Below are 26,961 nucleotides of genomic sequence, written 5' to 3'. Positions count from 1 at the left end.
AAACCTTCCCCTCGTGAGAGGGGAAGGCGCAAGATCAACTACTTAGGAACATTCAGTGTCGTGGAATCCACGTAAGGTTTCAGGAGGGTATCGGCGTCTTTCTGTGCCTGTGCCGCCGCCGCTTCCGGCGTGACTTTCTCATTATTGACCAGTGCCGCCAGCTGATTTTCCATCGCCTGACGTACGGCCACGGTTTCATACGTCGCATACCACGGATAGGCGTATTTCAGCTGCTCCAGCGCAATCGCTGCACGCGGATCCTTTGCCAGGTAATCTTTCATTTCCGGTGTGTCATAGGACGCCATACGCGGTGAAAAATAGCCGGTAAAGCGGCTCCAGGCACCGTTAACTTTCGGGCTGACCAGATATTGCAGGAAAGTGTAGGCGGCTTTTTTCTGGTCGTCGGAAATGCCTTTAAAACTTACCAGACTCGCCCCGCCGATGGTGACACCGTTACGCACCTGGGCAGGCATCATGGCTACGCCCAGCTCGAAATCTTTGGTGTTTTCACGCATAAAGCCCAGCGCGCCGGTACTGAGCATCGCCATGCCGAGTTTACCGGAGAAAAATGCCGCGCTGATTTGTTTCGAGTTCAGCACCCCCGGCGGCATCACTTTGTCGCGATATACCAGATTCTGCCAGAAGCGCAGTGCCCCCAGTGTGGACGGTTTGTCGTAATAGACTTCGCCCGGATAATCGGCATTGTAGTACTGGCCGCCGTTGGCGCGGGTCAGTGCCGATAAAATCCAGCCGCCGTAATCATCATTGGTTGACGGCAGCATGATGCCCCACTGGCCTTTCGCCGAGTCCGTCAGCTTTTTCGAATCTGCCAGCAATTCATCCCAGTCTTTCGGCGGTGCGGTAATGCCCGCTTTGGCGAACATGTCTTTGTTGTAATAAAGAATAGGCGTCGAGTTATGGAACGGGATGGCATAGGTCACGCCGTTAACCTGTGCGTTCTGACGCAGGGCAGGCCAGAAATTTTGCGTCAGAAATGGCGTGGCTTTCTGATCGCCGAATTTGAACAGCTCATCCATCGGCAAAATTTCATTTTTAATCGCCAGATCCGCCGTGAAGTTAGCAGACATAATCACCAGCGCCGGTGGCTGGCCTGATTTAGCCGCCGCTTCGGCTTTGACTTTGGTGGTGTCGTAGTTACCGGTAAAAATCCCGCGCACTTCGATATCATTTTGTGACTGGTTGAACTCTTTGATAACGCGGGTCATTTCCAGGGTCAGTTTGCCGTCAACCGGCGCCGGGAACATGAAATCGATATTTTCTTTGGCGGAGGCGGTGCCCGCGGCAATCAAGCCGATGGCGAGCGCCAGCGCATGAACGTTACGCATAATGGTGATTCTCCCGGTGCAGGTTTTGCTGGTTTTGGCCTGAAAAAAGATGAAGATCGTGCAAAGAAAAATGCAATGTGATGCGGTCGCCGGGTTGGGGAATATTCCCGCTGTTTTCCCGCAACAGATTTTTACGGACGTAGCGGATTTTCCCGATCGCCGTGTCGGCGTGACATAAATACTCCGCGCCGAGCAACTCGCGGTAGGTCAGTGTCGCCTGCAATTGCAGGCTTTCACCTTCCGCAGGCTGGTCGCTGATGTGTTCGGGTCTGATGCCCAGATACACCTCATTGAGTGCCTGCGCATGCTCAGTTTGCGGCAGATGAACCGGCTGATTTTCGACCGTCAGCATGCCATCAGCACACGGCAGTAAAAACAGATTCATCGATGGTGTGCCGATAAACCCGGCGACAAACAGGTTGGCCGGATGCGCATACAACCTTTCCGGTGCGCCAATTTGTTGCAGGTGGCCTTTATCCAGCACGGCGATCCTGTCCGCCATGGTCATGGCTTCCATCTGATCATGGGTGACGTAAACAGTGCTGGTTTTCAGTTGCTTATGCAGTTGCATGATACCGTCACGCACTTCCGTGCGCAGGCGTGCATCAAGATTCGACAGCGGCTCATCCATCAGAAACAACTTAGGATCGCGCACGATAGCGCGCGCCATCGCCACCCGCTGCCGCTGACCGCCGGATAACTTGCCGGGTTTGCGTTTGAGCAAGGGCCCGAGCTGTAATAATCCGGCGACGCGATCTACCCGTGCCTGATGCAGATGTTTCGGCTCATTGCGCATCCGCATGCCGAACGTGATGTTTTGTTCAACGGTCATGTGCGGGAACAGCGCGTAGTTCTGGAAGATCATCGAGAAATTGCGCTCGCGCGGCGACAGCCCGGCGATATCCTTACCGTCGAGTATAATGCGCCCGTCGCTGACCTCTTCCAGACCGGCCAGCAGGCGCAGCAAGGTACTTTTGCCGCAACCCGATGGCCCGACCAGCACCAGAAATTCACCGTCGGTGATTTCCAGCGACAGCTGATTCACTGCCGTGCTGCCTTCAAACTGTTTGGTAATATTTTCCAGACGAATGCCAGACATCATTGAAAGTCCACCGGGCAACTGATTTGCGCATCATAAAGATAGGGGCCGGGATATTGTGACAACGGATGCAGATAACTGACCAGCCCGGTGTGATCCACCAGACGATGCATCACGCAGGCCGCCGGCTCGAGGTTATAAAACGGTGCCGGATTATGATGATAATACGGCACCTGATGTACCGTGCCGGGAATGGTGGTGATGATCGTCTGTTTGTACTGCGTAAAAATCAGACGGTGCGTGTGGCCGCAGAACACGCGAACCAGCGACGGAAAGCGATCAATCAGCGCCAGCAGCTGGTCACCGTTTTCACACGAAATGGCGTCCATCTGTGCCGAGCCGACTTTCACCGGCGGGTGGTGCATAAACACCGCCGTCGGCTTATCGCCCCCCTGCTCCAGCTGACCTTCCAGCCACGCCAGCGTTTCCAGCGTCAGGAACCCCTTCGATTCTCCGGCCAGGCTCGAATCGATAAACAGCAGACGCATCGGGAAATCATCAATGGCGTAATGCATGTTTTGCGGATCGGTGCCGAGCTGCGGACACAGCGAATGCAACGCTTCCAGAAACTGTGCTTTGTCGTCGTGGTTGCCGGGAATGATGTACAGCGGATAACGCAGATTGCCCAGCGTGCGGCGCGCCACCTCGTATTCCTGCGGCAGACCGCAGTTAACAATATCACCGGTGATCACTACCGCATCCGGTTGTTCTTCCAGCGCATTCAGCTGGCTGACCACTTCGGCGTTGCAGCCGTTCACATCGATAAAGTCATACAGTTTGCGGCCATCGCTGCGAAAGTGCATGTCAGAAATCTGAGCTAAAAACATGGATGACTCCTTTATTTGATCCCGGAAAAACCGAAGCTTTTCAGGAATTGTTTCTGAAAAATAATGAACGCCAGCATCAGCGGCAGGCACACCATCAGCGTGCCGGCGGTAATTAACCCCCATTGTCCGCCTGACTCTGCGCCCATCGCGAAAGACACCAGCCCGACGGTCAGCACCTGTTTATCCGGGTCATTAAGTACCATCAGCGGCCACAGGTATTCATTCCAGTGATAGGTAATGCTGACGGTGGCAAAGGCCAGGATGGCGGGCCACGACATGGGGATCAGTACGCGGAACACCACCTGCCACCAGCGGCAGCCTTCCATCAGCGCAGCCTCTTCGATTTCACGGGGAATGCTGAGAAACGCCTGACGCATCAGGAACACACCAAACGCCGAGGCAAAGTACGGCATCATCGCGCCGGTCAGGGTATTGAGCAGTCCGAACTGTTTGAGGATCATCATGTTCGGTACCATCATGATGACGGGCATGATCATCAGTTGAATCAGCAACAGATAGAACAGCGTCTGTTTGCCGCGAAATTCGTGATACGCGAACACGTAACCGGCAGTGGTGATGGTCACCAGCTGAACCAGAAAGGTGCCGAAGGAGAAAAAGAGGGTATTGGCGTAAAGCCGCAGCCAGTCGGCGCTGTCCCACGCATCGCGGAAGTTTTGCAACGTCAGCGGGAAACGCGGTAACAGCGAGGCCATATCCGGCGCAAAACTGCTTTCACTGAAAGCCGACGACAGCATCCACAGGAAAGGCGCCATCCATAAAAACGCGGCGCACAACAATAAAACCGGCAGCGTCGAACGACGCGCACCGCGCAATAACATCGACGGTGAACGCGCGCCCTGACGGGATTTTTTGCCGGTCATCACCGGCACTTCAGACGTTTCAACGCTCATAGTGAGCTCCTCTTTCCAGCACACGCAGGTTCAGCATCGAAAAACCAAACAGCAGCACCAGCGTCAGGAATGTCGCCGCCGAGGCTTTGCCTAAATCGTGGGTGTCATTCGCCAGACTCTGGATGTAATACAACAATACGGTGGTGGCGTTATTCGGCCCGCCCTGCGTCATCACCGCGACATGATCTATCTGGGTAATCGAATAAATCAGCGCGATAGTGACCACAAAACTGATGGTCGGGCGCAAAAGCGGCAACGTGATATAGAAGAAAACCTGCGGGCGCGACGCGCCTTCCATCAGCGCCGCTTCGCGTGCTGAGGCGGGGATTGACTGCAATCCGGCGAGGAAAAACAGCATGTAATAGCCGGCAAATTTCCACACGCCGATCACACTCAGCGCAATCAGTGCGCTGTTGCTCATGCCGAGGTAATTGTTATTCATCGGCCCGAATACTTTGGCCAGGTAGTAATCCAGCAGCCCCATACCGGGCATGAAAATGAACAACCACAAGGTAGCAGCACTGACCAGCGGGATAATCATCGGGAAGAAAAACGCGGTACGCAGCCAGCGGTTCAGCGAGGTGTTTTCCCACAGCGCGACCGCCAGCAGCAGCGCCAGAATAATGCCGGGGACCACGGTCATCAGGATGTACGCCAGATTATTGAGCAGCGCACGCCAGAAGACTGAATCCTGGATCAGGCGCAGATAGTTTTGCAGGCCAACAAACGGCGGCGCGTCTGACGACAGACGGCTGTCAAACAGACTGTCCATCGCTGACTGAAATAAGGGGTAATAGGTAAATAAAAACAGAAAAATCAGCGTCGGCAGCAAAATCAGATAAGGGAACAACGTGCGGCGCATTACAGGGTACCGGTCAGCGAAATAAGGTGCCTATCCTGTCCTGCATTTGTGTCAGCCACATGGCGGGAATGTGATGGTTATTTGAATGAAATATGAGCAATGTTACTGAACAAATAGAGATTTGGGTTTCTGAACCCGCACTGATTTAACCCAGTGAACAACCTCCCTTAGAAATAACGGTAAATTACCACTTTAAAAAATCATGATATGTCAACTAATAAGCTACACATACCGATATTTTTAAACGACTACTCTCTACCCTTTTTTCACTTATGCCGCTATGCTGCTTTAAATTATTCTTAATCTGTCATCCTTAAGGCGACATATGAGAAAAAATATAAACTGGCTGTTTCTGAATACTTATCCCGGCCAGATCATGCTCCAGACATGGCTGACGTCTCAGGGCATTGAACGAAGCAGTTCGTCGAAATACGTAAAAGAAGGCTTACTCAAACGGCTGGATACAGGCGTCTATTGCCGCGCCGGCAAAGAACCTGGCTGGGTTGATGCCGTACATTGCCTGCAGACACAATGGAATAAACCGGTTCACGTTGCAGGATTAACCAGTCTGAACCTGCAGGGCAGCTCTCATTATCTTGAACTGAGCACAGCACGTATGTGGCTCAACCTTCCACCGCGAGTCTATTTGCCGAAATGGTTGCAGCATGTGCCAGGCGTTAAGTGGTATTCCGCTGCTAATAATCGTCTGGAAAGCGCCGACAACGCATTCCTGAAAGAGGTCACGGTCTCCTCACTGAAGATCACATGCAGCTCTGCCGAACTGGCGGCCTATGAAGTCGCCAATAATGTTCCAAAACTTATCGAGTTTACGCATGCGAACGAATTGTTTCAGGGGCTGATCAGCCTTAATCCGAAAAAGTTGCAGTTGATCCTTTCAGCAAGTGATGCGGTTAAAACCAATCGCGTATTTATGTTTCTTGCACAGAGAAATCAGCATAAGTGGTTTGAACGCCTTGACGTTACCCGGATCAAAATGGGCAACGGCGCACGGCAGATTGAAGCCGGTGGCAGGCTGGATACCGACTATCAAATAACCGTTCCGGCCAGTCTGATAAGGAATATCAGGGAAGATGAACAATTCTGAGTACTACAGAAATCAGGTCAGATTACTCGTTGAATGCCTGCCCTCAATCGAGCATGAAAAATGTTTTGCTCTGAAAGGCGGAACGGCGATAAATCTCTTTATTCGCAACTTTCCCCGCTTATCGGTTGATATCGATTTAGCGTACGTGCCCGTTCAGGACAGAAATTTGACGCTTGAAGAGATTTCGGGCGCGCTTCAACGAATAGTTCAAAGACTGAATATCGCCGGATTCCTGGCTCAGATGCAGGAAACCAACGGTCCGGATGCCCGCATTTTTGTCAGAAACAGAGAAGGTATAAATATCAAAATTGAGGTCAACCATGTCTGGCGGGGATTGCTTAATCCGCCCGAGCAACGTGACGTGCAGGACGATGTGGCTGACCAATTCGGATTTGCAGAAATCAGTGTGGTCTCGATGCCAGATCTGTATGGCGGCAAGATTTGCGCAGCAATGGACCGGCAGCATCCGCGAGATTTATTTGATGTAAGACTTCTTCTGGAAGACAGCGGGATCACCAGAGAAATCTATCACGGGTTCCTTGCTTATATGCTCGGACATACCCGCCCGATGGCAGAAATTCTGGATCCAAACTGGAAAGATCTCCGTCAGCCCTTTGAAAATGAATTTGAAGGGATGACGACTGCCCCCGTAACACTTGAAGAATTAAATGGGGTACCCACTGCTTTAACGGCTGCTTTGAAGAAGCATTTCACGGCACAGGATCATCGTTTTTTACTGTCATACGAACAGGGTCAACCAGACTGGTCCCTTTTCCCGCACGATCTTTCAGCCTTTCCGGCTATACGCTGGAAACAACAAAATCTTCTCAAACTAAAAGAACAAGATCGGGAGAAATGGGAACGGACGATTGAAAAACTCAGGGGAGTAGTAGACGGGTGGCTTGCTTAATCCCGGCGAAGCAAAGGCGATCGGGTTCTTATATCGATCGCCAAAAGATTTCTTTTAAATCAGCTAATGTTCCGGTTTACGCCTGCGTTTTATTTCTCACCAGCGCAATCCCCGCCTTCTCTGATAATTCAAACAGTGCCGGAAGCAGATGCGCCGAGGCTTTCAGATACGCGCTCACTTGCGATACGCCTTCCGGCGGCAACAGTTCGCTATTCTCCAGCCCTTCACTCAGGCACAGCAAACCGTGGCAAAGTCCTTCGGCGGATTCAGACGCGACAGCGCCCAGATCGTAAAGCTGGGGATCGGTGAAATCGCTCAGATCCAGATCAGCAATCAGGGCGCGGAAAACGGTGAGGGAATTATCGGGATGGTTGGTTTCGGTATTCATGTCAGTCATGATGATTATTCCATTACTAGATTTGAGTTTCATCACGCCTTCAGGTTCCAAACTAAAGGTGTGACTCAGGCAGGTTTGGAACTCCGGATCTAGCGACCGGCCAATCATTAAGATTGCCCTGCCTAAGCCACGAATTGAGTGTGCACGTAGCCCCTGAAAAAAAACAAGTTTTTTCAGCACCAGATGTTCGGAGTTCCAAGTCCGGCTACGGTTCTTCCGCAGCGAAACGACTATATTCCTGATATTTTCTGAATGAAACGGGCTGGATGGATTTACAGGGAGTTACTTTGAAATCTGGAAGATGTCTCGCAGGAATGACGCCGTCCGGCTCCCTCCCCTGCGAAGGGGAGGAGCAAGAAAAACTCGCAACCTTCGCAGGGGCAAAAGGCAACCCTGCTTCAAACCACCACAACCCCCATCCGCTCACGCGCTTCTTCATATGTCGGCATCGATGCCGCCGCACCCGCCCTTTCCACGCAAACAGAGGCGTAAGCGGAGGCGAATTGCGCGGCGTCGGGGAGTGTGGCGCCGGCGGCGAGTTGTGAGGCCAGCGCACCGTTGAAGGCGTCGCCTGCACCGGTGGTATCGACCGGGGTCGCCGGGCAGGCCCGGATAATCTGCGTTTCGCCGTTGACAGAAAGCAGCGCGCCCTGCGTGCCTAAGGTGATGATCAGCGCCCGGATCCCTTTATCGTGCAGCGCCTGGGCAGCGCGGCCGGCGGAAGGAAGATCATGTACGTCTATCCCCGTCAGCAGCGTACATTCCGTGGCATTCGGCGTGAGTAAATCCACCTGTGACAGCAGATGGTCAGACACCGGCTGAAACGGCGCAGGATTGAGGATAATGTAGGTGCCGTTATCCCTGGCGATACCGATCAGTTTTTCAATCGCAGACAGGTTGTTTTCGAGCTGCGTCAGCAGGATATCGGCGGCGGCGACAGCCGGACGGCACTGTTCAACCTCCTCGTCGCTAACCGTCAGGTTTGCACCCGGATCGACAGCAATCATGTTCTCAGCATCGGCTCCGGCGACATAAATCAGTGCGTTACCGGTCGGGCATTCGCTGGTGGAAAACAACGTGACGGCATCAAAACCGGCACCGTCAAGGTGGCGGCGGGCAAACATGCCGAAATCATCGCGACCGACTTTACCGATGTAATGTACCCGCGCACCGGCACGCAGCGCGGCGACGGCCTGGTTCGCGCCCTTGCCGCCCGCGCCCATCATGCTGTTGCGGGCGATCAGGGATTCTCCCGGTTTCGGGAAACGCGCCATGCCTGCGACAATATCGAGGTTGAAAGAACCAAATACGCATACCTTGCCTTTGTTCATGCCTCTCTCCTGAAGGATAATGTACCGGCGGCCAGAGCTGGCTGCGACGGAAAAACACGCTGTGCGGCTAAACACGCGCCACGGCAACCGGTCTCATCGGTGACGGCGCTGAAATGAATGGTGAGATCGTTAGCCGGAAACGGACTGCGTAAATGGCTGCGTAATTGCTGTTCCAGTTCAGCCAGCGGAAACTTTTTCATCGCCAGCACACCGCCACCCAGCACTAAATATTCGGGATCAAGAATGTTCATTTCGCTGGCCACCGTGCGTGCCAGCCGTGCCACAAATTCGGTTAAATCCACATGCCCGGCATGGCGCACAAACAGTTCGGCGAACGGCGTTTGTGGCGCGTGTTGCTGCGCCCAGCCTGTCAGCCAGTTGCCGGAGGTCAGTGTCTCAACGCAGCCGGTTTTACCGCACGGGCAGTCTAGTGAATTCTCTGCCAGAGGAATGTGCCCCAGTTCGCCTGCGCCGCCGTGTGCGCCGTGATAAAAATCACCGTTGATCCACAAACTGTTGCCAAGCCCAGTGCCAAGATACAGACCGACGGCAACATCCGGCAGTGTGTTGTGTTGCGTTAAATCCCACCACATCAGATGGTTAACGTCTTTGTCCATCGCCACCGGCAAATGTAACCTTTCCGAGAGCAGCGTCGCCACCGGCTGATTATCCAGCGCCGAAATGAACGGCAGCGACAACACAGTTTGCCGGTCGCGGGACAATACGCCCGGCAGCCCGAGCATTACCTGTGCCACCTGGTGGTGCGGATCCTGCGCCTGCAAATACGCTGTGATCAGCCTTTCCAGCCCCTGTAACGGATCGGACTGCCCCGCCCAGCTTTGGGTCGGCGTTTTGTGGTAGCCGCGAAAATTTTGCTGGCTGTCCATCAGCATTAAACGGGTATTCGTGCCCCCGACATCAACTCCAAGAAAATGCGGCATACGGCTCTCCTGCCCTCAGGCTGCGTGACGCGCCTGACGCATCTGATCGAGCATTTTGTCCCAGGCAACATCCAGATCGCTGTCCAGCGTGAACAGGCCGGAACTGCCGACGATCAGCACTTCCGCGCCTGCGCCCATCAGATCCTGATAGGTCCGCAGGTTGCAGGAGCCATCAATTTCGATCAGATAGCGGTAGCCTTTTTGCTGTTTGAGATCCCGCAGCTGAGCGATCTTCCCGAGCATTTCAGGGATGAACGGCTGACCGGCATAACCCGGATCCACGGTCATCACGGTAATTTTATCCAGCAGATGAATGTAGTGCTGGATGTACTCCACCGGCGTCGCCGGGTTGAGTACTACGCCCACTTTTTTACCCAGCGAGCGGATCTGACTGATGATGCGGAATGCGTCGCGGTTAATGGTTTCGGCGTGCGGACAGATAAAATCGGCACCGGCTTTGGCGATGGGTTCGATAAAGTCAGCCGGATTTTCTACCATCATATGCACGTCCAGAATCAGCGGCGTATGCGGACGGATTTGCTCAATAAAGAACGGCGACAGCGTGATGTTTTTAACGTAATGACCGTCCATGATGTCGATATGCAACATGTCAGCGCGGCGGTTCAGCACCTCAAGCTGTTGTTTAATGTCGATCAGGCTCATGCACATCAGCGACGGAGAAATTTTGTATTCCATGGTGTTTTCCTAAGTCAGAGGCAATGTAAAAAGAGTCGTTAAGGTTGAGCCGCCCGCGCTTTGGCAGCGCTCATTCGCCCCGCCCTTTTTTGCAGATAACGGCTGCGGAAGAATTTCAGCGCCAGCACCACAATCAATACCGCGCCCCACATCGCCAGGCTGAAATGCGGGCTGACATTCATCAGGTTCAGGCCGGTGGAAATCACCTGCAGGACAATCAGCGAAAGCACGACGCCCGCCACTTTACCGAAACCACCGTTCGGATCCGTGCCGCCGAGAATAATGGCGAGCACCGTCAGCAGCAGGTATGAATCGCCGTAGCCCATGCGCGCCGAGTTGAAACGCGCCATCATAATCAGCCCGGCAATCACACATAACATGCTGGAAATGACATAGATGGCGATCAGCACACGGTGCGTATTCACGCCGCTGAAATGAGTGGCGTTGATGTTGCTGCCACTCATGTAGATGTATTTGCCGAGACGGGTGCGTTCTAAAAACACCGCGATTAACACCGCCGTCAGCAGGAAAATAATCAGCGGAACGGGCACACCGAGCAGGGTTTCCGCCCCGATAAAGCGCACGATATCCGGCATACCACTGATCGCCGCACCGCGTGAAAGATAGATACCGACACCATTGACCATGGTCATGGTCGCCAGCGTCACCAGAATCGGATGCGCACCGACATATGCCACCAGCGCACCGGTCAGCATGCCAATCACCAGCGCCAGAATCATCGCGCCAACCAGCGCCACGGTCAGCCAGACCGCCTGCATGGCCATACTGGCATCAGGCGGCAGCCAGGTCAGAAACACCCACGCCATCAGTAAACTGGTCAGGTTAGCAGTGGCAATAATGCACAGGTTCAGGCCGCCGCTGAGGATCGGGATAAACATCGCCAGCGTCAGTAAGCCGAGTTCCGGAAGCTGGAAGGCGACACTCATAAAGGTGGCGTCACTGAAGAATCGCCCCGGCATCGCCAGGCTGAAGCCGATGATCACCACCAGCAATAACAGCGATAATCCGAGCGTGGTGTTATCGATTTTTATGGCAGCCATTTTCAGACGAGGCCGCGCATCGGGCTTCGCTTTAAGACTCACATTTCTGCTTTTTGCGAACATAGCGGTTTTCCTCAGGCGAAGCCGACTTCGGTTTCTTTGCGTTTCTTATAATGGGTGACGGTGATGGCTGCGACGATCACCACGCCGATGACGATGTTCATGAAGTAACTGGAAACACCAATCAGGTTGAGGCCGTTTTTCAGCACGCCGATCAGGAACACGCCCATCAATGTGCCGACCACGCTGCCTTTGCCGCCGTTAAGACTGGCACCCCCGAGCACCGCCGCCGCCAGCACATCCAGCTCGCCGCCGACCAGCGCATTCGGTACCACTTCACCGACGCGATAGACCTGCACCAGCCCGCCAATCGCCGCCATGGCGCCGAGATAGCCATAGGCAAACAAATGCAGTAAACCGACACGGATGCCAATACGGCGCGCCGATTCCTGGTCGCCACCGACGGCAAACAACTGGCGTCCGAGATGGGTTTTATTGAGCAGCACCCAGCTCAGTGCGGCAACCGCCAGCATCACCACGACGGGCAACCCAATCTGATAATGCTGCTCACCCACGCTGAACGGCAGCACGCGGATCGGCGTGGTCAGCCAGTCCGGCAGGTCGTACAAACTGGTGCCGTTGGTCAGCCACATCAGCATGCCGAACAGCAGCGACTGCATACTGATGGTGACGATGATTGACACGATGCGCAGGCAGTAGATCAGAATGGCGTTGATCATCCCGAGCACAGTACCGATGGCGATAGCCAGCAAAATGCTGCCGGCCGGGTTGCTCAGACCGTAATGGATCGCCAGCGTGGCGATGGCGTACTGCACCACGGAGGCGACGGCGGCAAACGAAATATCGATACCGCCCGTCACCAGTACCACAAACAGACCGAGGGCAAAAATACCACTGACAGCGTAGCTTTCGGTCAGATCCAGCAGGTTCTGTAACGTCAGAAACTGAGGGGTCAGTAAGGAAAAAGTGACAATAACCGCCAGCAGCACCCAGGCTAAATAGCCTTCGTTGCCGGACGGACGTAACCGGCTGAGCTTAAGCATTAACCGCCTCCGCAAGTTGTTGCTGGGTAATCGTACCCGGCAGATATTCTCCGATTACCGTGCCTTCAGAGAAATGCAGCACACGGTCGCAGTTGAAATAGACCTCCGGCACCTCGTCGGAAATCAGCAGAATGGAAATACCCTCTTCTGCCAGCTGATGGATCAGCTGATAAATGCTGGCTTTGGCACCGACATCGACGCCGACAGTGGGTGAATCGAGGATCAGGATTTTCGGCTGTGTCAGCACCCATTTCGCGAGCACGATTTTTTGCTGATTGCCGCCGGAAAGCGTGGAGATCGCCTGATCGGGGTTCGCCACTTTGACGCCGAGTTTCTCGATCCACTGCTGGATGATTTTGTTTTTGCGGTATTCGTCGATCAGGTGAAAACGGCTGCGCAGCTGATCCATGATCGCCAGCACGGTGTTGTCCCCGACCGACTGTTGCTGGATCAGGCCGAGCGTCAGGCGATCTTCCGACACGTAACCGACGCCCGATTTGATCGCGTCTTCGTGACTGCGAAAACGTACCGGTTTGCTGTCGAGATAGATTTTGCCGCTGTCCGGTTTGGTCATGCCAAACAGGCTGAGCGCCAGTTCGGTGCGGCCGCTGCCGAGCAGGCCGCATAAACCGAGCACTTCACCGGCGTGCAGTTTGAAACTGACATTGTGATACTGGCCTGCGCGGCTGAGTTTGTCGGTTTCCAGCATGATGCGCTCGTCATTCATGTTGGCGGCTTTCAGGCGGTAATCGAGTTTCAGACCGGTCATCAGTTCGGTCAGGCGTTCGCTGCTGACCTCAGACGCCGGGAAAGTGCCGACTTTTTTGCCGTCACGGATAACCGTCACGCTGTCGGAAATCTCCAGCACTTCATCGAGGCGATGGCTGACGAACACCACGCTGATCCCTTTGCTTTTCAGATAATGCACGGTACGCAACAGCTGATTAACTTCTGTACGGGTCAGCGAGGCGGTCGGTTCATCCATAATCACTAAACGCGCATCCGCCACCAGCGCACGGCAAATGGCCACCTGCTGACGCTGGGCAATTGGCAGCGACGAGACTTTACTGTCGAGATCGAGCGAATAATTCAACTCGGTCAGAATACGCCGGGCCGTTTCCCGCAGGCGTGACGGGCGGTACCAGCCCATCAGCCCCTGTAAGTTGTGGTCGAAAGCAATATTTTCGAACACGCTGAGATTCGGAAACAGCGACAGATCCTGATAAATCACCTGTACGCCAAACTGCCGCGCCTGATCCGGAGACAACTTGCTGAAACTCTGGCTACCCTCAGACGGCGAACTGAGCGTGATCAGGCAACCGTTATCCGGCTGGTAAACCCCCGAGATCACTTTGATCAACGTACTTTTCCCGCAGCCATTTGTGCCCGCCAGGCAGTGAACTTCGCCCTGCATAAGCCGCAGGGAAATGTCATTAAGCGCACGCTGTCCGCCAAACGTTACCGACAGATTTTGCACATCAATCAGCGGCGTGTTGTCTGTTTGAATGATCTCGGAGATTGCCATGATTACAGCCCCATTTTGACCAGTTTTGGCAGGTTCGCTTTATCCAGGCTTTCGGTTTCATTGCCCAGAATGGTGTGCGTTGCCTCGTCCACTTTCACTTTGCCCATGCCTTCAATGGTCATGCCGTCAGTGATTTTTTCGCCTTTTTCCAGCTTCTCGGCGATGCGCACAAAGACTTCACCCGCGATCATCGGGTTCCAGATAAAGCCGCCTTTGATGGCTCCGGCTTTCACCAGGCTGGCACCCTGCCCCGGGCTGAACGGCCCGAACACACAGACGTCGTCAGTTTTGCCACGATTAAGTACCGCGCGGCCTGCGCCAATCGGTCCCTGTGAACCAATCGCCAGAATACCTTTCAGGTTGGCGTCTTTAGACATCAGGTCGTTGGTGGTACGGATGCTGTCATCAAGAGACTCACCGACACCAAATTTGTCACCCACCAGATGCATATCCGGATAATGTGCTTTCTGGTAATTAATGGCCGCATCAGCCCATTTCTGATGGAGCGGCACGGTCAGACTGCCGACATACACCGCGTAATCGCCTTTTTCTTTCATGCACTGCGCCAGGGCAATCATGTGATTAATCCCGTGCTGTGTGGCATCGACCATTTCGAAATCCCAGTCGGCATATTTTTGATCCGGTGATTCATGCACGATGACTTTGATCCCGGCGTCACGCGCACGTTTCAGTACCGGCTCCAGCACGCGGGCGTCGTTGGGTACCACACCGATCACATCCACTTTCTGGGCGATCAGATCTTCAATCGCACGCACCTGCAATGCCGGATCCGCACTGGTCGGCCCGACCTGCCACGCGTCGATACCACGTTTGGCCGCTTCGCTTTTGATCCCGGCTTCCATTGCGTTGAACCAGGCGTTACCGCCGACTTTCACCACCACGCCCATACGAATTTTGTCGGCGGCATGCGCAGACAGGGACAACATGGCTGTGGCGAACAGGCAGGCAAGAACGGATTTCTTGATCATGTTTACTCTCCTGGGAGGTCAGTTATTTGCCGCAGCTAACGGATCGTTGCGGCTGTTTTTAGTTTTTTTCTGTAGGGGTGACGGAGAAACTTCAATCACGTTAACGTTGCTCCAGGCCAGTTCCTGGCGGAATTCTTCATCCTCCAGATGGTCTGTTATCAGTGTGTCGATTTCCCGGTAGTGGCAGATCCGCGCAAAGGAGCGGCGGCCGAATTTGCTGGAGTCAGCCAGCAAAATTTTATGCTCGGAGGAAAGCAGCATTTGCTGTTTCAGCCGCGCATGATGTTCATTGCTTTCACGGATGCCGCCTTCGTGGCTGATCCCGTGACAGGAGAAAAACAGTTTGTTGATGACGAACTCTTTCAGCATTTGTTCGGCCAGCACACCGACGAAATCTTCATATTTCGCCGAGTATTCCCCCCCCAGCCCGATCACGCGTACGTTAGCTTTCACCGCCAGCGTCTGAATGATGTGCACCGAGTTGGTCAGTACCACCAGTTGGATATCAGGCATCTGGCGCGCCAAAAACCAACTGCTGGAACTGCTGTCGAGCAGCAAGCAATCGCCGGGATTAATCAGTTGCAATGCCCGTTTGGCGATACGCGTTTTACTGTCAGGTGACTGATTACTGCGATCACGAAAGGACTCACCCTGTTCAATCTGCGACGGCACGTAGGTTTTTTCCGCCGTCGAATGTTCTCTGTACACCGCGCCGCCATGGCTGCGTAATAACACGCCGTGCTTTTCCAGCAACGCCAGATCACGCCGCGCGGTCTCCAGAGAGATACGGCATAACTGGGCCACTTCCTGCACCAGAATGCGTCCGCGCTGGCTGAGAATTTCGGTGATATATCGATGTCGCTCTACTGGCAGCATGTGTTGATTCCTCTTTCCCGATGTCAAATAGGATACGCAGCCGGATGTTTGCAGAATGCGCAGTGCCTCAAAGGCGACCGTGCGCATTTTCTGCCACCGTCGACCTGTGATATTTGTCACGAAAAGATGAGAAGAAATGAAATGTTAAAGTTTGGATCTGTGGCGGGAACGGCATTAAATCGTTATTTGCGTTGCAACAGAACAGCAACAGATCTGCAAACGGTCACAATTCCTCGGGCCTTTGAATGCCCGTTAATGACCGTTTGTGTGGAATTGACCGGCTGGACATAAAAAAGCGCCCGCAGGCGCTTAGGAGGGAGCAGAAATGTGTTTTACCTTCCGCCCGCCAGCTCGAGAAAGCTGCCGGTGACGTAGGAAGCAGAATCCGACAGCAGCCAGGAAATCGCCTGTGCGACTTCTTCCGGCTGGCCACCGCGCTGCATCGGCAGATTGGCTTTCACGCGATCTACGCGCCCCGGCTCACCGCCGCTGGCGTGCATTTCGGTGTAGATCAGACCAGGACGCACACAGTTAACACGAATACCGTACGCCGCCACTTCCAGCGCCAGACCGGTGGTCAGTGTATCCACTGCGCCTTTCGATGCCGCGTAATCCACATATTCGCCCGGCGCGCCCAGCCGGGAAGCCGCCGAGGACACATTCACAATCGCCCCGCCCTTTCCGCCATGACGGTGCGACATGGTTTTCACCGCCTCGCGGCAGCACAGGAAATAGCCGGTCACGTTAGTAGACAGCACTTTGTTGATGCGTTCAGCGGAGAGATTTTCAATGGTGGTCTGCCGGAATAAAATCCCGGCGTTGTTCACCAGCGCGGTGATTGGGCCGAGTTCGGCACTCAGCTGTTTGAACATCGCCACAACCTGCGCTTCATCGGCGATATCAGCTTTGAGTGCAATAGCTTTGCCACCGGCCTGCTGGATTTCATCGATGACGGAGTGCGCTGCGGTGTCGTTATTGACGTAATTCACACCGACGGCGTAACCCTGCTGTGCCAGCAGAAGAGCCGTTGCCCGGCCAATGCCACGGCTGGCACCGGTGACGAGAGCGATTTTCATGAGTGACTCCATTGGGAAAATGAAGAAAGTGTAGGAGAAACTGAAAGAAAGGGGAATTTAGCTTAGCTCCTCCCCTTCGCAGGGGAGGAGCCGATCGAGTTTTTAACGCCTCCTCCTTCTCAGCGAGGAGCGGAACGGAGTCTTACTCGTAATCTGACATCGGGACACACGAACAGAACAGGTTTCTGTCGCCGTAGACATCATCCAGACGCTTCACGGTTGGCCAGTACTTATTATCATAACCGGCCGGGAATACCGCAACTTCACGGCTGTACGGGTGGTTCCAGTCACTGACCAGCTCATTCTGCACGTGCGGTGCATTCACCAGCGGGTTGTCTTCCAGCGGCCATTCACCTTTCGCCACACGGTCGATTTCACTGCGAATTGCCAGCAGTGCATCGATAAAGCGATCCAGTTCCACTTTGCTTTCTGATTCTGTTGGTTCAACCATCAGCGTACCGGCAACCGGGAAGGACATGGTCGGGGCATGGAATCCGTAGTCGATCAGGCGTTTGGCGATATCCATTTCACTGATACCGGTGGTTTCTTTCAGCGGACGGATATCCAGAATGCATTCGTGTGCCACACGACCGTCACGGCCGGTATACAGCACCGGATACGCCTCTTTCAGACGGGTCGCGATGTAGTTGGCGTTCAGGATAGCGACCTGACTGGCTTGTTTCAGGCCTTCCGCGCCCATCATGCGGATGTACATCCAGCTGATAGGCAGGATGGAAGCACTGCCGAACGGAGCCGCAGACACCGCACCGTTTTGCGTCAGCACACCGTCAATCTGCACTACGCTGTGACCCGGAACGAACGGCGCCAGATGCGCTTTCACACCAATCGGGCCCATGCCAGGACCGCCGCCGCCGTGCGGAATACAGAAGGTTTTATGCAGGTTGAGGTGCGAGACATCCGCGCCAATATAACCCGGCGTAGTGATGCCAACCTGTGCGTTCATGTTCGCACCGTCAAGGTAAACCTGACCGCCGTACTGGTGAACAATCTGGCAAACTTCGCGGATGGTTTCTTCGTAAACGCCGTGCGTTGACGGGTAAGTCACCATGATGCAAGACAGCTCATCGCCGGCTTTCGCCGCTTTCTCACGCAGATCGCTGAGATCGATGTTGCCCTGTTTATCGCAGGCAACCACCACTACGCTCATGCTCGCCATCTGTGCAGATGCCGGATTAGTGCCGTGCGCTGAACTTGGGATCAGACAGATGTGACGACTGCTTTCATTGCGGCTTTCGTGGTAGCGGCGAATCGCCAGCAGACCCGCGTATTCACCCTGCGCACCGGAGTTGGGTTGCATACATACCGCATCATAGCCGGTGAGCTGAACCAGCCACTGTGACAGCTGACCAATCATTTGCTGATAACCGGCAGCCTGTTCAGTCGGGCAGAACGGATGCAGTTCAGCGAATTCCGGCCAGGTGATAGGGATCATTTCTGCCGCCGCATTGAGTTTCATGGTGCAGGAACCCAGCGGGATCATCGCCTGATTCAGCGCCAGATCCTTTTTCTCCAGACGGTGCATATAACGCATCATCTCGGTTTCGCTGTGGTACTGGTTGAATACCGGATGCGTCAGGATCGGATCCGCACGCAGCATGGCGGCAGGAATGGCGTTGCTGTCAGTCGATGCCGCTTTATCCAGCTTGTCGATATCCAGACCGTTGTCGTCCCCCAGCAGGGCAGCAAACAGAATCTGAACATCTTCGCGGGAGGTCGCTTCGTCGAGCGTGATACCCACCGCGCCGTGGATATCAGTACGCAGGTTCAGGCCGAAGCTCAGCGCGCGTTCCAGCACCGCTGCTTTATCTTTGACTTCAACGGTCAGCGTATCGAACCAGGTGTTATGACGCAGCGTCAGGCCGCCCTGTTTCAGGCCTGCGGCCAAAATATCGGTCAGACGGTGAATGCGTGACGCAATGCGTTTCAGGCCTTCAGGACCGTGGAATACCGCATACAGGCTGGCAATGTTCGCCAGTAAAACCTGCGAGGTACAAATGTTAGAGTTAGCTTTTTCGCGGCGGATATGTTGCTCGCGGGTCTGCATCGCCATACGCAGTGCGGTTTTGCCCGCAGCATCACGGGAAACCCCGATGATACGGCCCGGCATGGAGCGTTTGAATTCATCTACACAGGCGAAGAAGGCCGCGTGCGGGCCGCCGTAACCCATCGGCACACCAAAGCGTTGCGCCGAACCGAAGACCACGTCCGCGCCCTGCCTGCCCGGTGCAGCCAGCAGCACCAGCGCCATAATATCAGCCGCTACGGTGGTGATAATTTTGCGGGATTTCAGTTCGCCCAGCAGCGCGGTGTAATCATGTACTTCGCCGGTGGTGCCCACCTGCTGTAACAGCACGCCAAATACACCTTCCAGCTCAAGCACTTTTTCGGCTTTATCGACAATAATGTCAAAACCGAATGTTTCCGCACGGGTACGTACGACATCCAGCGTTTGCGGATGCACATCGTCAGCCACGAAGAAGCGGTTAGCGTCTTTCAGTTTGCTGGCGCGTTTTGCCAGCGCCATCGCTTCGGCGGCGGCAGTCGCTTCATCGAGCAAGGAAGCAGAAGCCAGATCCAGACCGGTCAGATCTAACGTCAGTTGCTGGAAATTCAGCAACGCCTCAAGACGCCCCTGGGACACTTCCGGCTGATACGGCGTATAAGCGGTATACCAGCCCGGGTTCTCCAGCATGTTGCGCAGGATAACCGGCGGCGTCAGCACCGCGCTGTAACCCATACCAATGTAGGATTTATAACGTTGGTTCTGGCTGGCAATAGCTTTCAGCTCAGCCAGCGCCTGATGTTCAGTCACGGCATCGCCGACAGCCGGCGGGCCGGGTAACTGGATATCGACCGGAACGATCTGCTGGATCAGCGCATTTAAGGAATCCGCACCGACCGTTTCCAGCATCTGTTGCTGCTGCTGAGAAGACGGACCGATATGGCGGCCGATAAAAGCTTCGCTGTGTTCAAGTTGGCTGAGAGTCTGAGTCATTTGCTACGCATTCCTGAAATCTGCTGGAGGTGTCTTGGGATACTGACAAAAGCTACGGGTCTGGATCTGCCCCGCAAGCGGGTTACGGGGCGGGTAAAACAGTGTTTAATCAGTCTTCAATGGATGCTGAATAGGCTTGTGCATCAAGCAGGTTAGCCAGTTCGCTTTCATCTGATGCTTTAATCTGGAACAGGAAACCGGTGTCATATGGCTCGCTGTTGACCAGCTCCGGAGAACCTTCCAGTTCAGCGTTTACCGCAATGATTTCGCCGCTGATCGGAGAGTAAATGTCGGAAGCCGCTTTGACGGATTCCGCCACGGCGCAGTCTTCACCGGCGGCAACTTCACGGCCCACTTCCGGCAGATCAACAAATACCATGTCGCCCAGTAATTCCTGTGCGTGTTCGGTGATACCTACGGTGTAAATTCCGTTACCTTCTGAACGAATCCACTCGTGGGAAGACGCGTATTTCAAATCTGCTGGAACATTGCTCATTATATTTTCTCCAAAAAAGTGCTTAATTCAGCGTTAACTGGATAATTTTATGTCGGATTTTTACTGCGCCAGCGGTTTGCCGTTACGGACAAAACCTGGCTTCGTGACTTTCACCGGCATTTCGCGGTTACGGATTTGCACAATCGCGTGCCCGCCAATGCCCGCCGGAACGCGTGCCAGCGCAATACTGTAGCCCAGCGTCGGAGAGAATGAGCCGCTGGTGATCACGCCTTCCAGCGTGTTGCCCGCGCTGTCGGTGAATCGCACCGGCAGTTCGTTACGCAATACACCTTTCTCCGTCATCACCAGACCAACCAACTGTTCAGTGCCCTGCTCGCGCTGTCTTTCCAGTGCGTCACGGCCGATAAAATCACGATCTTCCGGTACCCAGGCGATAGTCCAGCCCATGTTGGCGGCCAGCGGTGATACGCCTTCATCCATTTCCTGACCGTAGAGATTCATGCCCGCTTCCAGACGCAAGGTGTCACGCGCGCCCAGACCGGCTGGCTTCACGCCTGCGGCCAGCAGTTTTTGCCAGAAATCAGCAACCTGCTCTTGCGGCAGCGCGATTTCATAACCCGCTTCGCCGGTGTAACCGGTGGTCGCGATAAACAGGTCGCCCGCCTGAACGCCGAAGAATGGCTTCATGCCCGCTACCGCTTGTTTTTGTTCAGCGGTAAACAGGGTTTCTGCTTTTTCTTTCGCATGAGGTCCCTGCACGGCAACCAGTGCCAGATCATCACGCACCGTCAGTTCGATACCGTACGGCTCTGCATGCTGCGAAATCCATGCCAGATCTTTCTCACGGGTCGCTGAGTTAACCACCAGACGGAAATAGTTTTCATTAAGGAAGTAAACGATCAGATCGTCAATGACGCCGCCGGAGGCATTGAGCATGCCGGTGTACAGCGCTTTACCCGGGGCAGTCAGTTTGGCGACATCGTTCGCCAGAAGATAACGGAGGAATTCACGGGTACGGGCACCGTGGAGATCGACAATGGTCATGTGCGAGACGTCAAACATACCGGCATCCTGACGCACAATGTGGTGTTCATCCAGCTGGGAGCCGTAATGCAAAGGCATCATCCAGCCGTGGAAATCGACCATACGCGCGCCGCACGCAACATGTTGTTCATAAAGCTGAGTCTGCTTAACCATCTTATTCCTCATTTCATTAAGTGCATAAACAGCACACCGCGCAAACGATACCCTTTGCCTGAACTTACCACTGAATCTCCCTGCTAACCATAAGTTAAAATATGCAGAGCGGTGGGAATGTCAGTGATTTCACAGGGGCATTTTGCAGAGTTTTTGACTGGTAAACTGGGGTTTGTGGCGCAAAATCTACAAATAAACAGCAAAAGTGTCGATGTTATATAACGACAAGGCCGGATTTCTCACCATTTGCAGAATGAGAAATCCGGCCCCGGATTAGAAAATGTAATGGAAAATTTTAGCTGAAATTAGATTATTTCAATCGAAGCGATGGCTCCTGTAACCATTCAGGTAAATCATTGAGCCCCATTGCCTGTCGGACCAGCTTCGGTTTGACACCCGGCAGGGAATCCGCCAGCGTCAGGCCGATATCGCGCAGCAGTTTTTTGGCAGGATTGTCACCGGCAAACAGTTCGCGAAAGCCCTGCATTCCGGCAAGCATCAGCGCTGCGCTGTGTTTGCGGCGGCGCTCATAACGGCGCAGATACATATGCTGGCCAAAATCCTTGCCTTCTTTTTGCAGACGTTTGATTTCGGAGACCAGTTCAGCAGCATCCATAAAGCCTAAGTTGACACCCTGCCCGGCCAGCGGATGCACGGTGTGTGCCGCATCCCCGACCAGCGCCAGACGTTGTCCGGCGAAGCTGCGGGCATAACGTCCGGTCAGCGGGAAGGTCAGACGATCGCTTTCTACTGCACAAACACCAAGGCGCAGGTCAAAGGTGCTGGCGAGAATTTTGTTGAATGCTTCTGGCTCCAGCGCCCTCAGGCGCTGCGCTTCATCCGGAGATACTGACCAGACAATAGAAGACAAATGTGTATCCGCCAGCGGCAGAAATGCCAGAATGCCTTCACCGTGGAATACCTGCCGTGCCACAGACTGGTGCGGTTCTTCCGTGCGGATGGTCGCCACCAGTGCATGATGGCGGTAATCCCAAAAGGTCAGTGGAATATCGGCGTGCTGACGCAGCCATGACTGTGCACCATCCGCTCCCACGACTAAGCGCGCACTGAGCTGACGATCATCATTGAGGGTAATGAAGGCTTCATTTTCACCCCATGCCACATTTTTCAATGTGGCTGATGTGAGCAGTGTAATGTCAGAAGATTTTTCCGCATGCTGCCACAAGGCACGGTGGATCACCTGATTTTCGATGATGTGCCCCAGATGGCTGAAACCGTATTCTTCGCCACGGAATGCAATTTTACCGAAGCTGTCGCGATCCCAGACTTCCATCCCCTGATAAGCATTGGCACGCTGAGCGATGATGCTGTCCCAGACACCCATATATTTCAGCAGGCGTTCACTGGCAGCATTGATCGCCGAAACCCGTAAACCCGGCTGTTCCGGCAACGGCGTATCGAGATCCGGCTGCTGGTTTTCCAGTACAGCAACGCGCAAACCGCTGCCCTGTAATCCGCACGCCAGCGCCAGACCCACCATTCCGCCACCGGCGATAACCACATCAAAAGATTGCATAATTTTTCCTGTAAGGATTAACGGTCAACCCAGCCCAGCGTCCGGCGGGTAAACGCATCACGTAGCGGCGTAATGCCTTCCATCGCCAGTAAACCAAGATTACGTCCGACCATTAATGGCAGCCAGCGGTTGGCAAAGAGATGGATCAGGCCATCCGTGACGCCGATGGTCGCCTGCTGATCAGGCTGACGGCGCCGCTGATATTCACTCAGCACAGGGTAACTGCCGACGTCGGTGCCTTGTACGGCAGCATGGGCCAGCGTTTCCGCCAGCGTGATGACATCACGCAGACCGAGGTTAAAACCCTGTCCCGCAATCGGATGCAGCGTTTGCGCCGCGTTACCCACCAGCGCCAGACGGTGACTGATATGGCTGTTAGCTTTTTGTAATTGCAGCGGATAACTGAAACGTTTACCGGCCTGGTTTAAGGTGCCCAGACGCCAGCCGAACGCTTTTTGCAACGCACTGAGAAACTGCGCTTCGCTCCAGTTATCGATTTCTTCTTTCGCTTCTCGCGGATGACACCAGACCAGGGAACTGCGGCCGTCGGACATCGGAAGCAGGGCCAGCGGTCCGTGCTGAGTGAAACGCTCAAACGCGCGGCCGTTGTGCGGCTCGCCGGTCGCAACGTTGGTGATGACGGCAATCTGTCCGTAATCTTCACGTTGCCAGCCAATATTGCAGGCTTTTGCCAGCGAAGAATGGGAACCGTCAGCGGCCACCAAAAGCTGTGCAGTCAGAACTTGACCATCGTCGAGCGTCACGCTGGCGGAATCTTGCAAACGCGTGACATCCGTCACTTTCGCCGGACAATGCAACGTCACACCGGGAGCATTTTTCAGCATGGCAAAAAGACGCTTGCCCACTTCGTGCAGCTCAACCACCTGTCCCAGCGCTTCAACGCCATAATGCGCGGCATTAAGATTGACAAAAGCCGCGTGACCACGATCGCTGACGTGGATATCGCGGATTGGTGTGGCGATCGCCGCCAGCGCAGGCCAGATCCCCACCCGGGATAATTGCTGGCAGGTTCCCTGCGCCAGTGCGATCGAACGGGCATCAAAACCCGGATGCCCGTGATGCTCCGGCGCAGTGGCTTCCACCAGATGCACCGGCAAACGTCCCTGCGTCAGTGCAGAAATCGCCAGCGCCAGCGTGGCACCGGTCATTCCGCCGCCAACAATTACAATACTCATATTATTTCTGTGCCGCCGCCATTAACGCTTCAATATCATCGGCTTCTTTCACCACATCGCCGGTCAGAATTTCAATACCGGTAGCGGTGATCAGAATGTCGTCCTCGATGCGGATACCGATACCGCGGTACGCTTCCGGTACGTCAGCGTCCGGCGCAATATACAGGCCCGGTTCAACGGTCAGCACCATGCCCGGTTCCAGCGTCCGGCTGCGATCAACTGAACCGTAATGGCCGACGTCATGAACGTCCAGTCCCAGCCAGTGAGATAAACCGTGCATGAAGAACTGGCGGTGAGCCTGTTCAGCGTAAAGGGTTTCAACATCGCCTTTCATGACACCGAGTTTTACCAGACCTTCAATCATCACGCGTACTGCCGCTTCGGTCGCAGCCTGAATGCTGCTGCCCGGGCCGAAGACTGCCAGCGCTTTATATTCTGAGGCCAGCACGATGTCATAGATTTCACGCTGCGCTTTACTGAATTTACCGTTCACCGGGAAAGTACGGGTGATATCACCGGCATAGCCCTGATATTCACAACCGGCGTCGATCAACACTAAATCGCCGTCACGCAATTCACATTCGTTTTCGGTGTAATGCAGGATGCAGCCGTTTTCGCCTCCGCCCACAATGGTGTTGTAGGAAGGGTAACGCGCGCCATGACGGTTAAATTCGTGGTGAATTTCGCCTTCAAGCTGATATTCGAACATGCCCGGGCGGCATTTTTCCATCGCACGGGTATGCGCCAGCGCAGTGATATGTCCGGCGCGACGCATGATGGCAATTTCTTCAGCCGATTTGAACAGGCGCATATCATGCACCCAGGGACGCCAGTCAGTCACAGTGGCAGGCGCGGAGAGATTCTGGCGGAAGCCTTTGCGCAATTTTTCCATGGCACGGTTAACGATTTCATCCGCATACGCGTAATCGCCTTGTGCGTGATACACCACATCGAGGCCATTAAACAGCAGATGAAGCTGGTCGTTGATATCATCAAAAGGCAGTGCTTTGGTCACGCCAAGTTTGGCGGGCGCAGCTTCCTGACCTAAACGACGACCAAACCAGATTTCAGCGGTGAGATCACGGACACGGTTAAACAGGACGCTGTGATTATGATTTTCATCACTTTTCACCAGGATCAATACCGCTTCCGGCTCATTGAAACCGGTGAAGTACCAGAAATCACTGCTCTGACGATACGGATATTCACTGTCGGCACTGCGTGGCGCTTCCGGCGCAGAAAAAATTACCGCAGCGCTGCCCGGTGCCATCTTCGCTAACAGCGCCTGACGACGATTCTCGTACTCTTGCTGAGTCATCACACCTTCTCCTGAAATCGTTTTAATGAGTGCAATTGCTTTATTTAATGCAACGTACGGTGATTTTCCGCAGCCGTCGGGCGACTGTGACCAAATTCACCAAAGCACAGGATGGCGGCGACACGGACATACTCCACCACTTCCTCTAAAGATTGTGCCAGCTGTTCCTGATCTTCATCTTCGTCATAACCCAGTTGTGCGATGCTGCGTAAATCGTCGATCGCTTCACCCACTTCGCCTTTCACTTTGGCCAGTTTTGGCTGCATCATGCCCAGCCCGAGCAGGAAATGGTTCACCCATCCGGCCAGCGCATCGGCACGCTCAAAGACGTGTTTTTCATCGTCTGGCATCAACATTTTGAATTCGAAGCTGTCATCCTCGAGGGTGTCTGACGTCACTTTGCGCAGTTGTTGCAGCAAATCGGCCAGCGTGTGCGGGAAGGCTATGCCTTCGTTAGTCAGGTCATGCACCATCGTCAGCCAGCTGCCATCGCGATTGCCACCGCACAGCAAACCACTGATCAAACCGTGCATTTCTGCTGCGGTCAAAGCAACCGATTGTTGTTTCAGGTTTTGATCCAACGAATCGTAAGTAGGGTAAGTATTCTCAATAGACATGCGCATTCGCCATCGTTGGCAGGTTAAGTTCGTGTTATGCTACCACCAAGGTCTGTCGTAGTACCAGATTAGCAGCCCGTGATTGGGTGGTCTTAGGCATGAATGGCACGCCCTGAGCAATCGGGCAGCAATCAGTCGGTCATGGGGTTGTAACCTGGTATTGAGATAGTTATAGTGGCGCCCGCTTCCAACATCCTGCGCCAGGTCGTAGTGGTCACGTTGGGGCGGACGAATAAATCAGCAGGAAGGTGGCATGTCTGCACAACCGGTAGATATTCAAATTTTTGGTCGCTCTTTACGGGTGAATTGTCCGCCAGAACAACAGGAAGCACTGAATCTGGCAGCTGAAGATCTTAATCAGCGGTTGCAAGATCTGAAAGTTCGCACTAGAGTCACCAATACCGAGCAACTGGTATTCATCGCGGCATTGAACGTATGTCACGAACTTGCTCAGGAAAGGTTGAAAACTCGCGATTACGCATCCAATATGGAACAACGTATCCGGATGTTGCAACAAACCATCGAGCAGGCATTGCTCGAACAAGGCCGGATCTCTGAACGTGAAGGGGCGCCTTTCGAATAACACACGTTGCTGACTGACTGGTCA

At 54.2% G+C, this 26,961-nt stretch carries 25 protein-coding genes; 3 read left to right on the top strand and 22 right to left on the bottom strand.

Annotated features, from left to right (window positions below; all coding sequences use genetic code 11):
- Window positions 1-38 precede the first annotated feature (38 nt).
- From EVX52_RS12870 to EVX52_RS12850, 5 genes are read right to left on the bottom strand one after another with little or no spacing between them, the layout of a single operon-like run.
- Window positions 39-1,346, bottom strand: coding sequence for an ABC transporter substrate-binding protein (locus EVX52_RS12870; RefSeq protein ID WP_129952989.1), 1,308 nt, complete (start codon window positions 1,344-1,346; stop codon window positions 39-41).
- Complete coding sequence (locus tag EVX52_RS12865) at window positions 1,339-2,445, bottom strand: ABC transporter ATP-binding protein (RefSeq protein ID WP_205952659.1); 1,107 nt, start codon at window positions 2,443-2,445, stop codon at window positions 1,339-1,341. The genes EVX52_RS12870 and EVX52_RS12865 overlap by 8 nt, the downstream gene beginning before the upstream one ends.
- A complete protein-coding gene (locus tag EVX52_RS12860) occupies window positions 2,445-3,272 on the bottom strand; it encodes a phosphodiesterase (RefSeq protein ID WP_129952991.1) in 828 nt (275 codons plus the stop codon). Before EVX52_RS12860 ends, EVX52_RS12865 begins: the two co-directional genes overlap by 1 nt.
- An 11-nt stretch (window positions 3,273-3,283) precedes the next feature.
- Entirely contained in the window at window positions 3,284-4,183 is a 900-nt protein-coding gene (locus EVX52_RS12855; protein WP_129991424.1) for a carbohydrate ABC transporter permease, read from the bottom strand.
- Window positions 4,173-5,045 (bottom strand): carbohydrate ABC transporter permease, encoded by an 873-nt coding sequence (locus tag EVX52_RS12850; RefSeq protein ID WP_129952993.1) that lies wholly within the window; start codon window positions 5,043-5,045, stop codon window positions 4,173-4,175. Before EVX52_RS12850 ends, EVX52_RS12855 begins: the two co-directional genes overlap by 11 nt.
- A 325-nt stretch (window positions 5,046-5,370) precedes the next feature.
- On the opposite strand from EVX52_RS12850, the gene EVX52_RS12845 reads away from it, so the two are divergent.
- Window positions 5,371-6,150 carry a type IV toxin-antitoxin system AbiEi family antitoxin domain-containing protein gene (locus EVX52_RS12845; protein ID WP_129991423.1) on the top strand — a complete coding sequence of 260 codons (780 nt, stop codon included), beginning with the start codon at window positions 5,371-5,373 and terminating at the stop codon, window positions 6,148-6,150.
- The gene (locus EVX52_RS12840; protein WP_129991422.1) at window positions 6,137-7,060 is read left to right on the top strand and encodes a nucleotidyl transferase AbiEii/AbiGii toxin family protein; all 924 of its coding nucleotides are present in this window, start codon (window positions 6,137-6,139) and stop codon (window positions 7,058-7,060) included. Before EVX52_RS12845 ends, EVX52_RS12840 begins: the two co-directional genes overlap by 14 nt.
- 76 nt (window positions 7,061-7,136) lie before the next feature.
- Here EVX52_RS12840 and EVX52_RS12835 read toward each other — a convergent pair whose 3' ends face one another.
- The 17 genes from EVX52_RS12835 to EVX52_RS12755 form a co-directional block, all read right to left on the bottom strand.
- Complete coding sequence (locus EVX52_RS12835) at window positions 7,137-7,457, bottom strand: hypothetical protein (RefSeq protein ID WP_129991421.1); 321 nt, start codon at window positions 7,455-7,457, stop codon at window positions 7,137-7,139.
- A gap of 398 nt (window positions 7,458-7,855) precedes the next feature.
- Window positions 7,856-8,788: a ribokinase gene (rbsK, locus tag EVX52_RS12830; protein WP_129991420.1), complete on the bottom strand. Its 933-nt coding sequence runs from the start codon at window positions 8,786-8,788 to the stop codon at window positions 7,856-7,858.
- Window positions 8,785-9,729, bottom strand: a complete 945-nt coding sequence (gene alsK, locus EVX52_RS12825) for an allose kinase (protein WP_129952997.1) — start codon at window positions 9,727-9,729, stop codon at window positions 8,785-8,787. Before alsK ends, rbsK begins: the two co-directional genes overlap by 4 nt.
- A gap of 15 nt (window positions 9,730-9,744) precedes the next feature.
- Window positions 9,745-10,425: a D-allulose 6-phosphate 3-epimerase gene (gene alsE, locus EVX52_RS12820; RefSeq protein ID WP_129991419.1), complete on the bottom strand. Its 681-nt coding sequence runs from the start codon at window positions 10,423-10,425 to the stop codon at window positions 9,745-9,747.
- A 38-nt stretch (window positions 10,426-10,463) separates the two neighbouring features.
- Window positions 10,464-11,549, bottom strand: a complete 1,086-nt coding sequence (locus EVX52_RS12815) for an ABC transporter permease (protein ID WP_129952999.1) — start codon at window positions 11,547-11,549, stop codon at window positions 10,464-10,466.
- Window positions 11,550-11,560: 11 nt separating this feature from the next.
- Window positions 11,561-12,550 carry an ABC transporter permease gene (locus EVX52_RS12810; RefSeq protein WP_129953000.1) on the bottom strand — a complete coding sequence of 330 codons (990 nt, stop codon included), beginning with the start codon at window positions 12,548-12,550 and terminating at the stop codon, window positions 11,561-11,563.
- The gene (locus EVX52_RS12805) at window positions 12,543-14,075 is read right to left on the bottom strand and encodes a sugar ABC transporter ATP-binding protein (protein ID WP_129953001.1); all 1,533 of its coding nucleotides are present in this window, start codon (window positions 14,073-14,075) and stop codon (window positions 12,543-12,545) included. The genes EVX52_RS12810 and EVX52_RS12805 overlap by 8 nt, the downstream gene beginning before the upstream one ends.
- A 2-nt stretch (window positions 14,076-14,077) precedes the next feature.
- Window positions 14,078-15,064, bottom strand: a complete 987-nt coding sequence (locus tag EVX52_RS12800; protein ID WP_238483365.1) for a substrate-binding domain-containing protein — start codon at window positions 15,062-15,064, stop codon at window positions 14,078-14,080.
- A gap of 18 nt (window positions 15,065-15,082) precedes the next feature.
- The gene (locus EVX52_RS12795; RefSeq protein ID WP_129953002.1) at window positions 15,083-15,940 is read right to left on the bottom strand and encodes a DeoR/GlpR family DNA-binding transcription regulator; all 858 of its coding nucleotides are present in this window, start codon (window positions 15,938-15,940) and stop codon (window positions 15,083-15,085) included.
- Window positions 15,941-16,272: 332 nt separating this feature from the next.
- Window positions 16,273-17,016, bottom strand: a complete 744-nt coding sequence (locus EVX52_RS12790; RefSeq protein WP_129991418.1) for an SDR family oxidoreductase — start codon at window positions 17,014-17,016, stop codon at window positions 16,273-16,275.
- A 142-nt stretch (window positions 17,017-17,158) separates the two neighbouring features.
- Window positions 17,159-20,032 carry an aminomethyl-transferring glycine dehydrogenase gene (gene gcvP / locus EVX52_RS12785; RefSeq protein ID WP_129953004.1) on the bottom strand — a complete coding sequence of 958 codons (2,874 nt, stop codon included), beginning with the start codon at window positions 20,030-20,032 and terminating at the stop codon, window positions 17,159-17,161.
- A gap of 109 nt (window positions 20,033-20,141) precedes the next feature.
- Window positions 20,142-20,528 (bottom strand): glycine cleavage system protein GcvH, encoded by a 387-nt coding sequence (gene gcvH, locus EVX52_RS12780; protein ID WP_129953005.1) that lies wholly within the window; start codon window positions 20,526-20,528, stop codon window positions 20,142-20,144.
- Window positions 20,529-20,588: 60 nt separating this feature from the next.
- Window positions 20,589-21,686, bottom strand: a complete 1,098-nt coding sequence (gene gcvT / locus EVX52_RS12775; protein ID WP_129953006.1) for a glycine cleavage system aminomethyltransferase GcvT — start codon at window positions 21,684-21,686, stop codon at window positions 20,589-20,591.
- Between the two features lie 310 nt (window positions 21,687-21,996).
- The gene (ubiI, locus tag EVX52_RS12770; RefSeq protein WP_129953007.1) at window positions 21,997-23,223 is read right to left on the bottom strand and encodes an FAD-dependent 2-octaprenylphenol hydroxylase; all 1,227 of its coding nucleotides are present in this window, start codon (window positions 23,221-23,223) and stop codon (window positions 21,997-21,999) included.
- Between the two features lie 17 nt (window positions 23,224-23,240).
- Window positions 23,241-24,419 carry a 2-octaprenyl-6-methoxyphenyl hydroxylase gene (gene ubiH, locus EVX52_RS12765; protein ID WP_129953008.1) on the bottom strand — a complete coding sequence of 393 codons (1,179 nt, stop codon included), beginning with the start codon at window positions 24,417-24,419 and terminating at the stop codon, window positions 23,241-23,243.
- Window position 24,420: 1 nt separating this feature from the next.
- The gene (gene pepP / locus EVX52_RS12760; RefSeq protein ID WP_129991417.1) at window positions 24,421-25,737 is read right to left on the bottom strand and encodes a Xaa-Pro aminopeptidase; all 1,317 of its coding nucleotides are present in this window, start codon (window positions 25,735-25,737) and stop codon (window positions 24,421-24,423) included.
- 44 nt (window positions 25,738-25,781) lie between these two features.
- The gene (locus tag EVX52_RS12755; RefSeq protein WP_129953010.1) at window positions 25,782-26,354 is read right to left on the bottom strand and encodes a YecA family protein; all 573 of its coding nucleotides are present in this window, start codon (window positions 26,352-26,354) and stop codon (window positions 25,782-25,784) included.
- 253 nt (window positions 26,355-26,607) lie between these two features.
- Between EVX52_RS12755 and zapA the strand changes: the two genes are divergently transcribed.
- Window positions 26,608-26,937, top strand: coding sequence for a cell division protein ZapA (gene zapA, locus EVX52_RS12750; protein ID WP_013576788.1), 330 nt, complete (start codon window positions 26,608-26,610; stop codon window positions 26,935-26,937).
- The last annotated feature ends 24 nt before the right edge of the window (window positions 26,938-26,961 follow it).

It is taken from the genome of Rahnella sp. CFA14(1/10), from assembly GCF_004195095.1.
Lineage (GTDB): Bacteria > Pseudomonadota > Gammaproteobacteria > Enterobacterales > Enterobacteriaceae > Rahnella > Rahnella perminowiae.
This window is presented reverse-complemented; position numbering and strand designations above follow the sequence as displayed.

Excerpts from the sequence above, each read along its gene's own strand:
- EVX52_RS12865 (WP_205952659.1), bottom strand. The coding sequence starts at position 2,445 with ATGTCTGGCATTCGTCTGGAAAATATTACCAAACAGTTTGAAGGCAGC.
- zapA (WP_013576788.1), top strand. The coding sequence starts at position 26,608 with ATGTCTGCACAACCGGTAGATATTCAAATTTTTGGTCGCTCTTTACGG.
- ubiI (WP_129953007.1), bottom strand. The coding sequence starts at position 23,223 with ATGCAATCTTTTGATGTGGTTATCGCCGGTGGCGGAATGGTGGGTCTG.
- alsK (WP_129952997.1), bottom strand. The coding sequence starts at position 9,729 with ATGCCGCATTTTCTTGGAGTTGATGTCGGGGGCACGAATACCCGTTTA.
- EVX52_RS12800 (WP_238483365.1), bottom strand. The coding sequence starts at position 15,064 with ATGATCAAGAAATCCGTTCTTGCCTGCCTGTTCGCCACAGCCATGTTG.
- EVX52_RS12795 (WP_129953002.1), bottom strand. The coding sequence starts at position 15,940 with ATGCTGCCAGTAGAGCGACATCGATATATCACCGAAATTCTCAGCCAG.
- EVX52_RS12815 (WP_129952999.1), bottom strand. The coding sequence starts at position 11,549 with ATGTTCGCAAAAAGCAGAAATGTGAGTCTTAAAGCGAAGCCCGATGCG.
- gcvT (WP_129953006.1), bottom strand. The coding sequence starts at position 21,686 with ATGGTTAAGCAGACTCAGCTTTATGAACAACATGTTGCGTGCGGCGCG.
- EVX52_RS12755 (WP_129953010.1), bottom strand. The coding sequence starts at position 26,354 with ATGTCTATTGAGAATACTTACCCTACTTACGATTCGTTGGATCAAAAC.
- EVX52_RS12810 (WP_129953000.1), bottom strand. The coding sequence starts at position 12,550 with ATGCTTAAGCTCAGCCGGTTACGTCCGTCCGGCAACGAAGGCTATTTA.
- EVX52_RS12835 (WP_129991421.1), bottom strand. The coding sequence starts at position 7,457 with ATGACTGACATGAATACCGAAACCAACCATCCCGATAATTCCCTCACC.
- pepP (WP_129991417.1), bottom strand. The coding sequence starts at position 25,737 with ATGACTCAGCAAGAGTACGAGAATCGTCGTCAGGCGCTGTTAGCGAAG.
- ubiH (WP_129953008.1), bottom strand. The coding sequence starts at position 24,419 with ATGAGTATTGTAATTGTTGGCGGCGGAATGACCGGTGCCACGCTGGCG.
- EVX52_RS12860 (WP_129952991.1), bottom strand. The coding sequence starts at position 3,272 with ATGTTTTTAGCTCAGATTTCTGACATGCACTTTCGCAGCGATGGCCGC.
- EVX52_RS12790 (WP_129991418.1), bottom strand. The coding sequence starts at position 17,016 with ATGAAAATCGCTCTCGTCACCGGTGCCAGCCGTGGCATTGGCCGGGCA.
- EVX52_RS12840 (WP_129991422.1), top strand. The coding sequence starts at position 6,137 with ATGAACAATTCTGAGTACTACAGAAATCAGGTCAGATTACTCGTTGAA.
- gcvH (WP_129953005.1), bottom strand. The coding sequence starts at position 20,528 with ATGAGCAATGTTCCAGCAGATTTGAAATACGCGTCTTCCCACGAGTGG.
- rbsK (WP_129991420.1), bottom strand. The coding sequence starts at position 8,788 with ATGAACAAAGGCAAGGTATGCGTATTTGGTTCTTTCAACCTCGATATT.
- EVX52_RS12845 (WP_129991423.1), top strand. The coding sequence starts at position 5,371 with ATGAGAAAAAATATAAACTGGCTGTTTCTGAATACTTATCCCGGCCAG.
- EVX52_RS12805 (WP_129953001.1), bottom strand. The coding sequence starts at position 14,075 with ATGGCAATCTCCGAGATCATTCAAACAGACAACACGCCGCTGATTGAT.
- EVX52_RS12855 (WP_129991424.1), bottom strand. The coding sequence starts at position 4,183 with ATGAGCGTTGAAACGTCTGAAGTGCCGGTGATGACCGGCAAAAAATCC.
- gcvP (WP_129953004.1), bottom strand. The coding sequence starts at position 20,032 with ATGACTCAGACTCTCAGCCAACTTGAACACAGCGAAGCTTTTATCGGC.
- EVX52_RS12870 (WP_129952989.1), bottom strand. The coding sequence starts at position 1,346 with ATGCGTAACGTTCATGCGCTGGCGCTCGCCATCGGCTTGATTGCCGCG.
- alsE (WP_129991419.1), bottom strand. The coding sequence starts at position 10,425 with ATGGAATACAAAATTTCTCCGTCGCTGATGTGCATGAGCCTGATCGAC.
- EVX52_RS12850 (WP_129952993.1), bottom strand. The coding sequence starts at position 5,045 with ATGCGCCGCACGTTGTTCCCTTATCTGATTTTGCTGCCGACGCTGATT.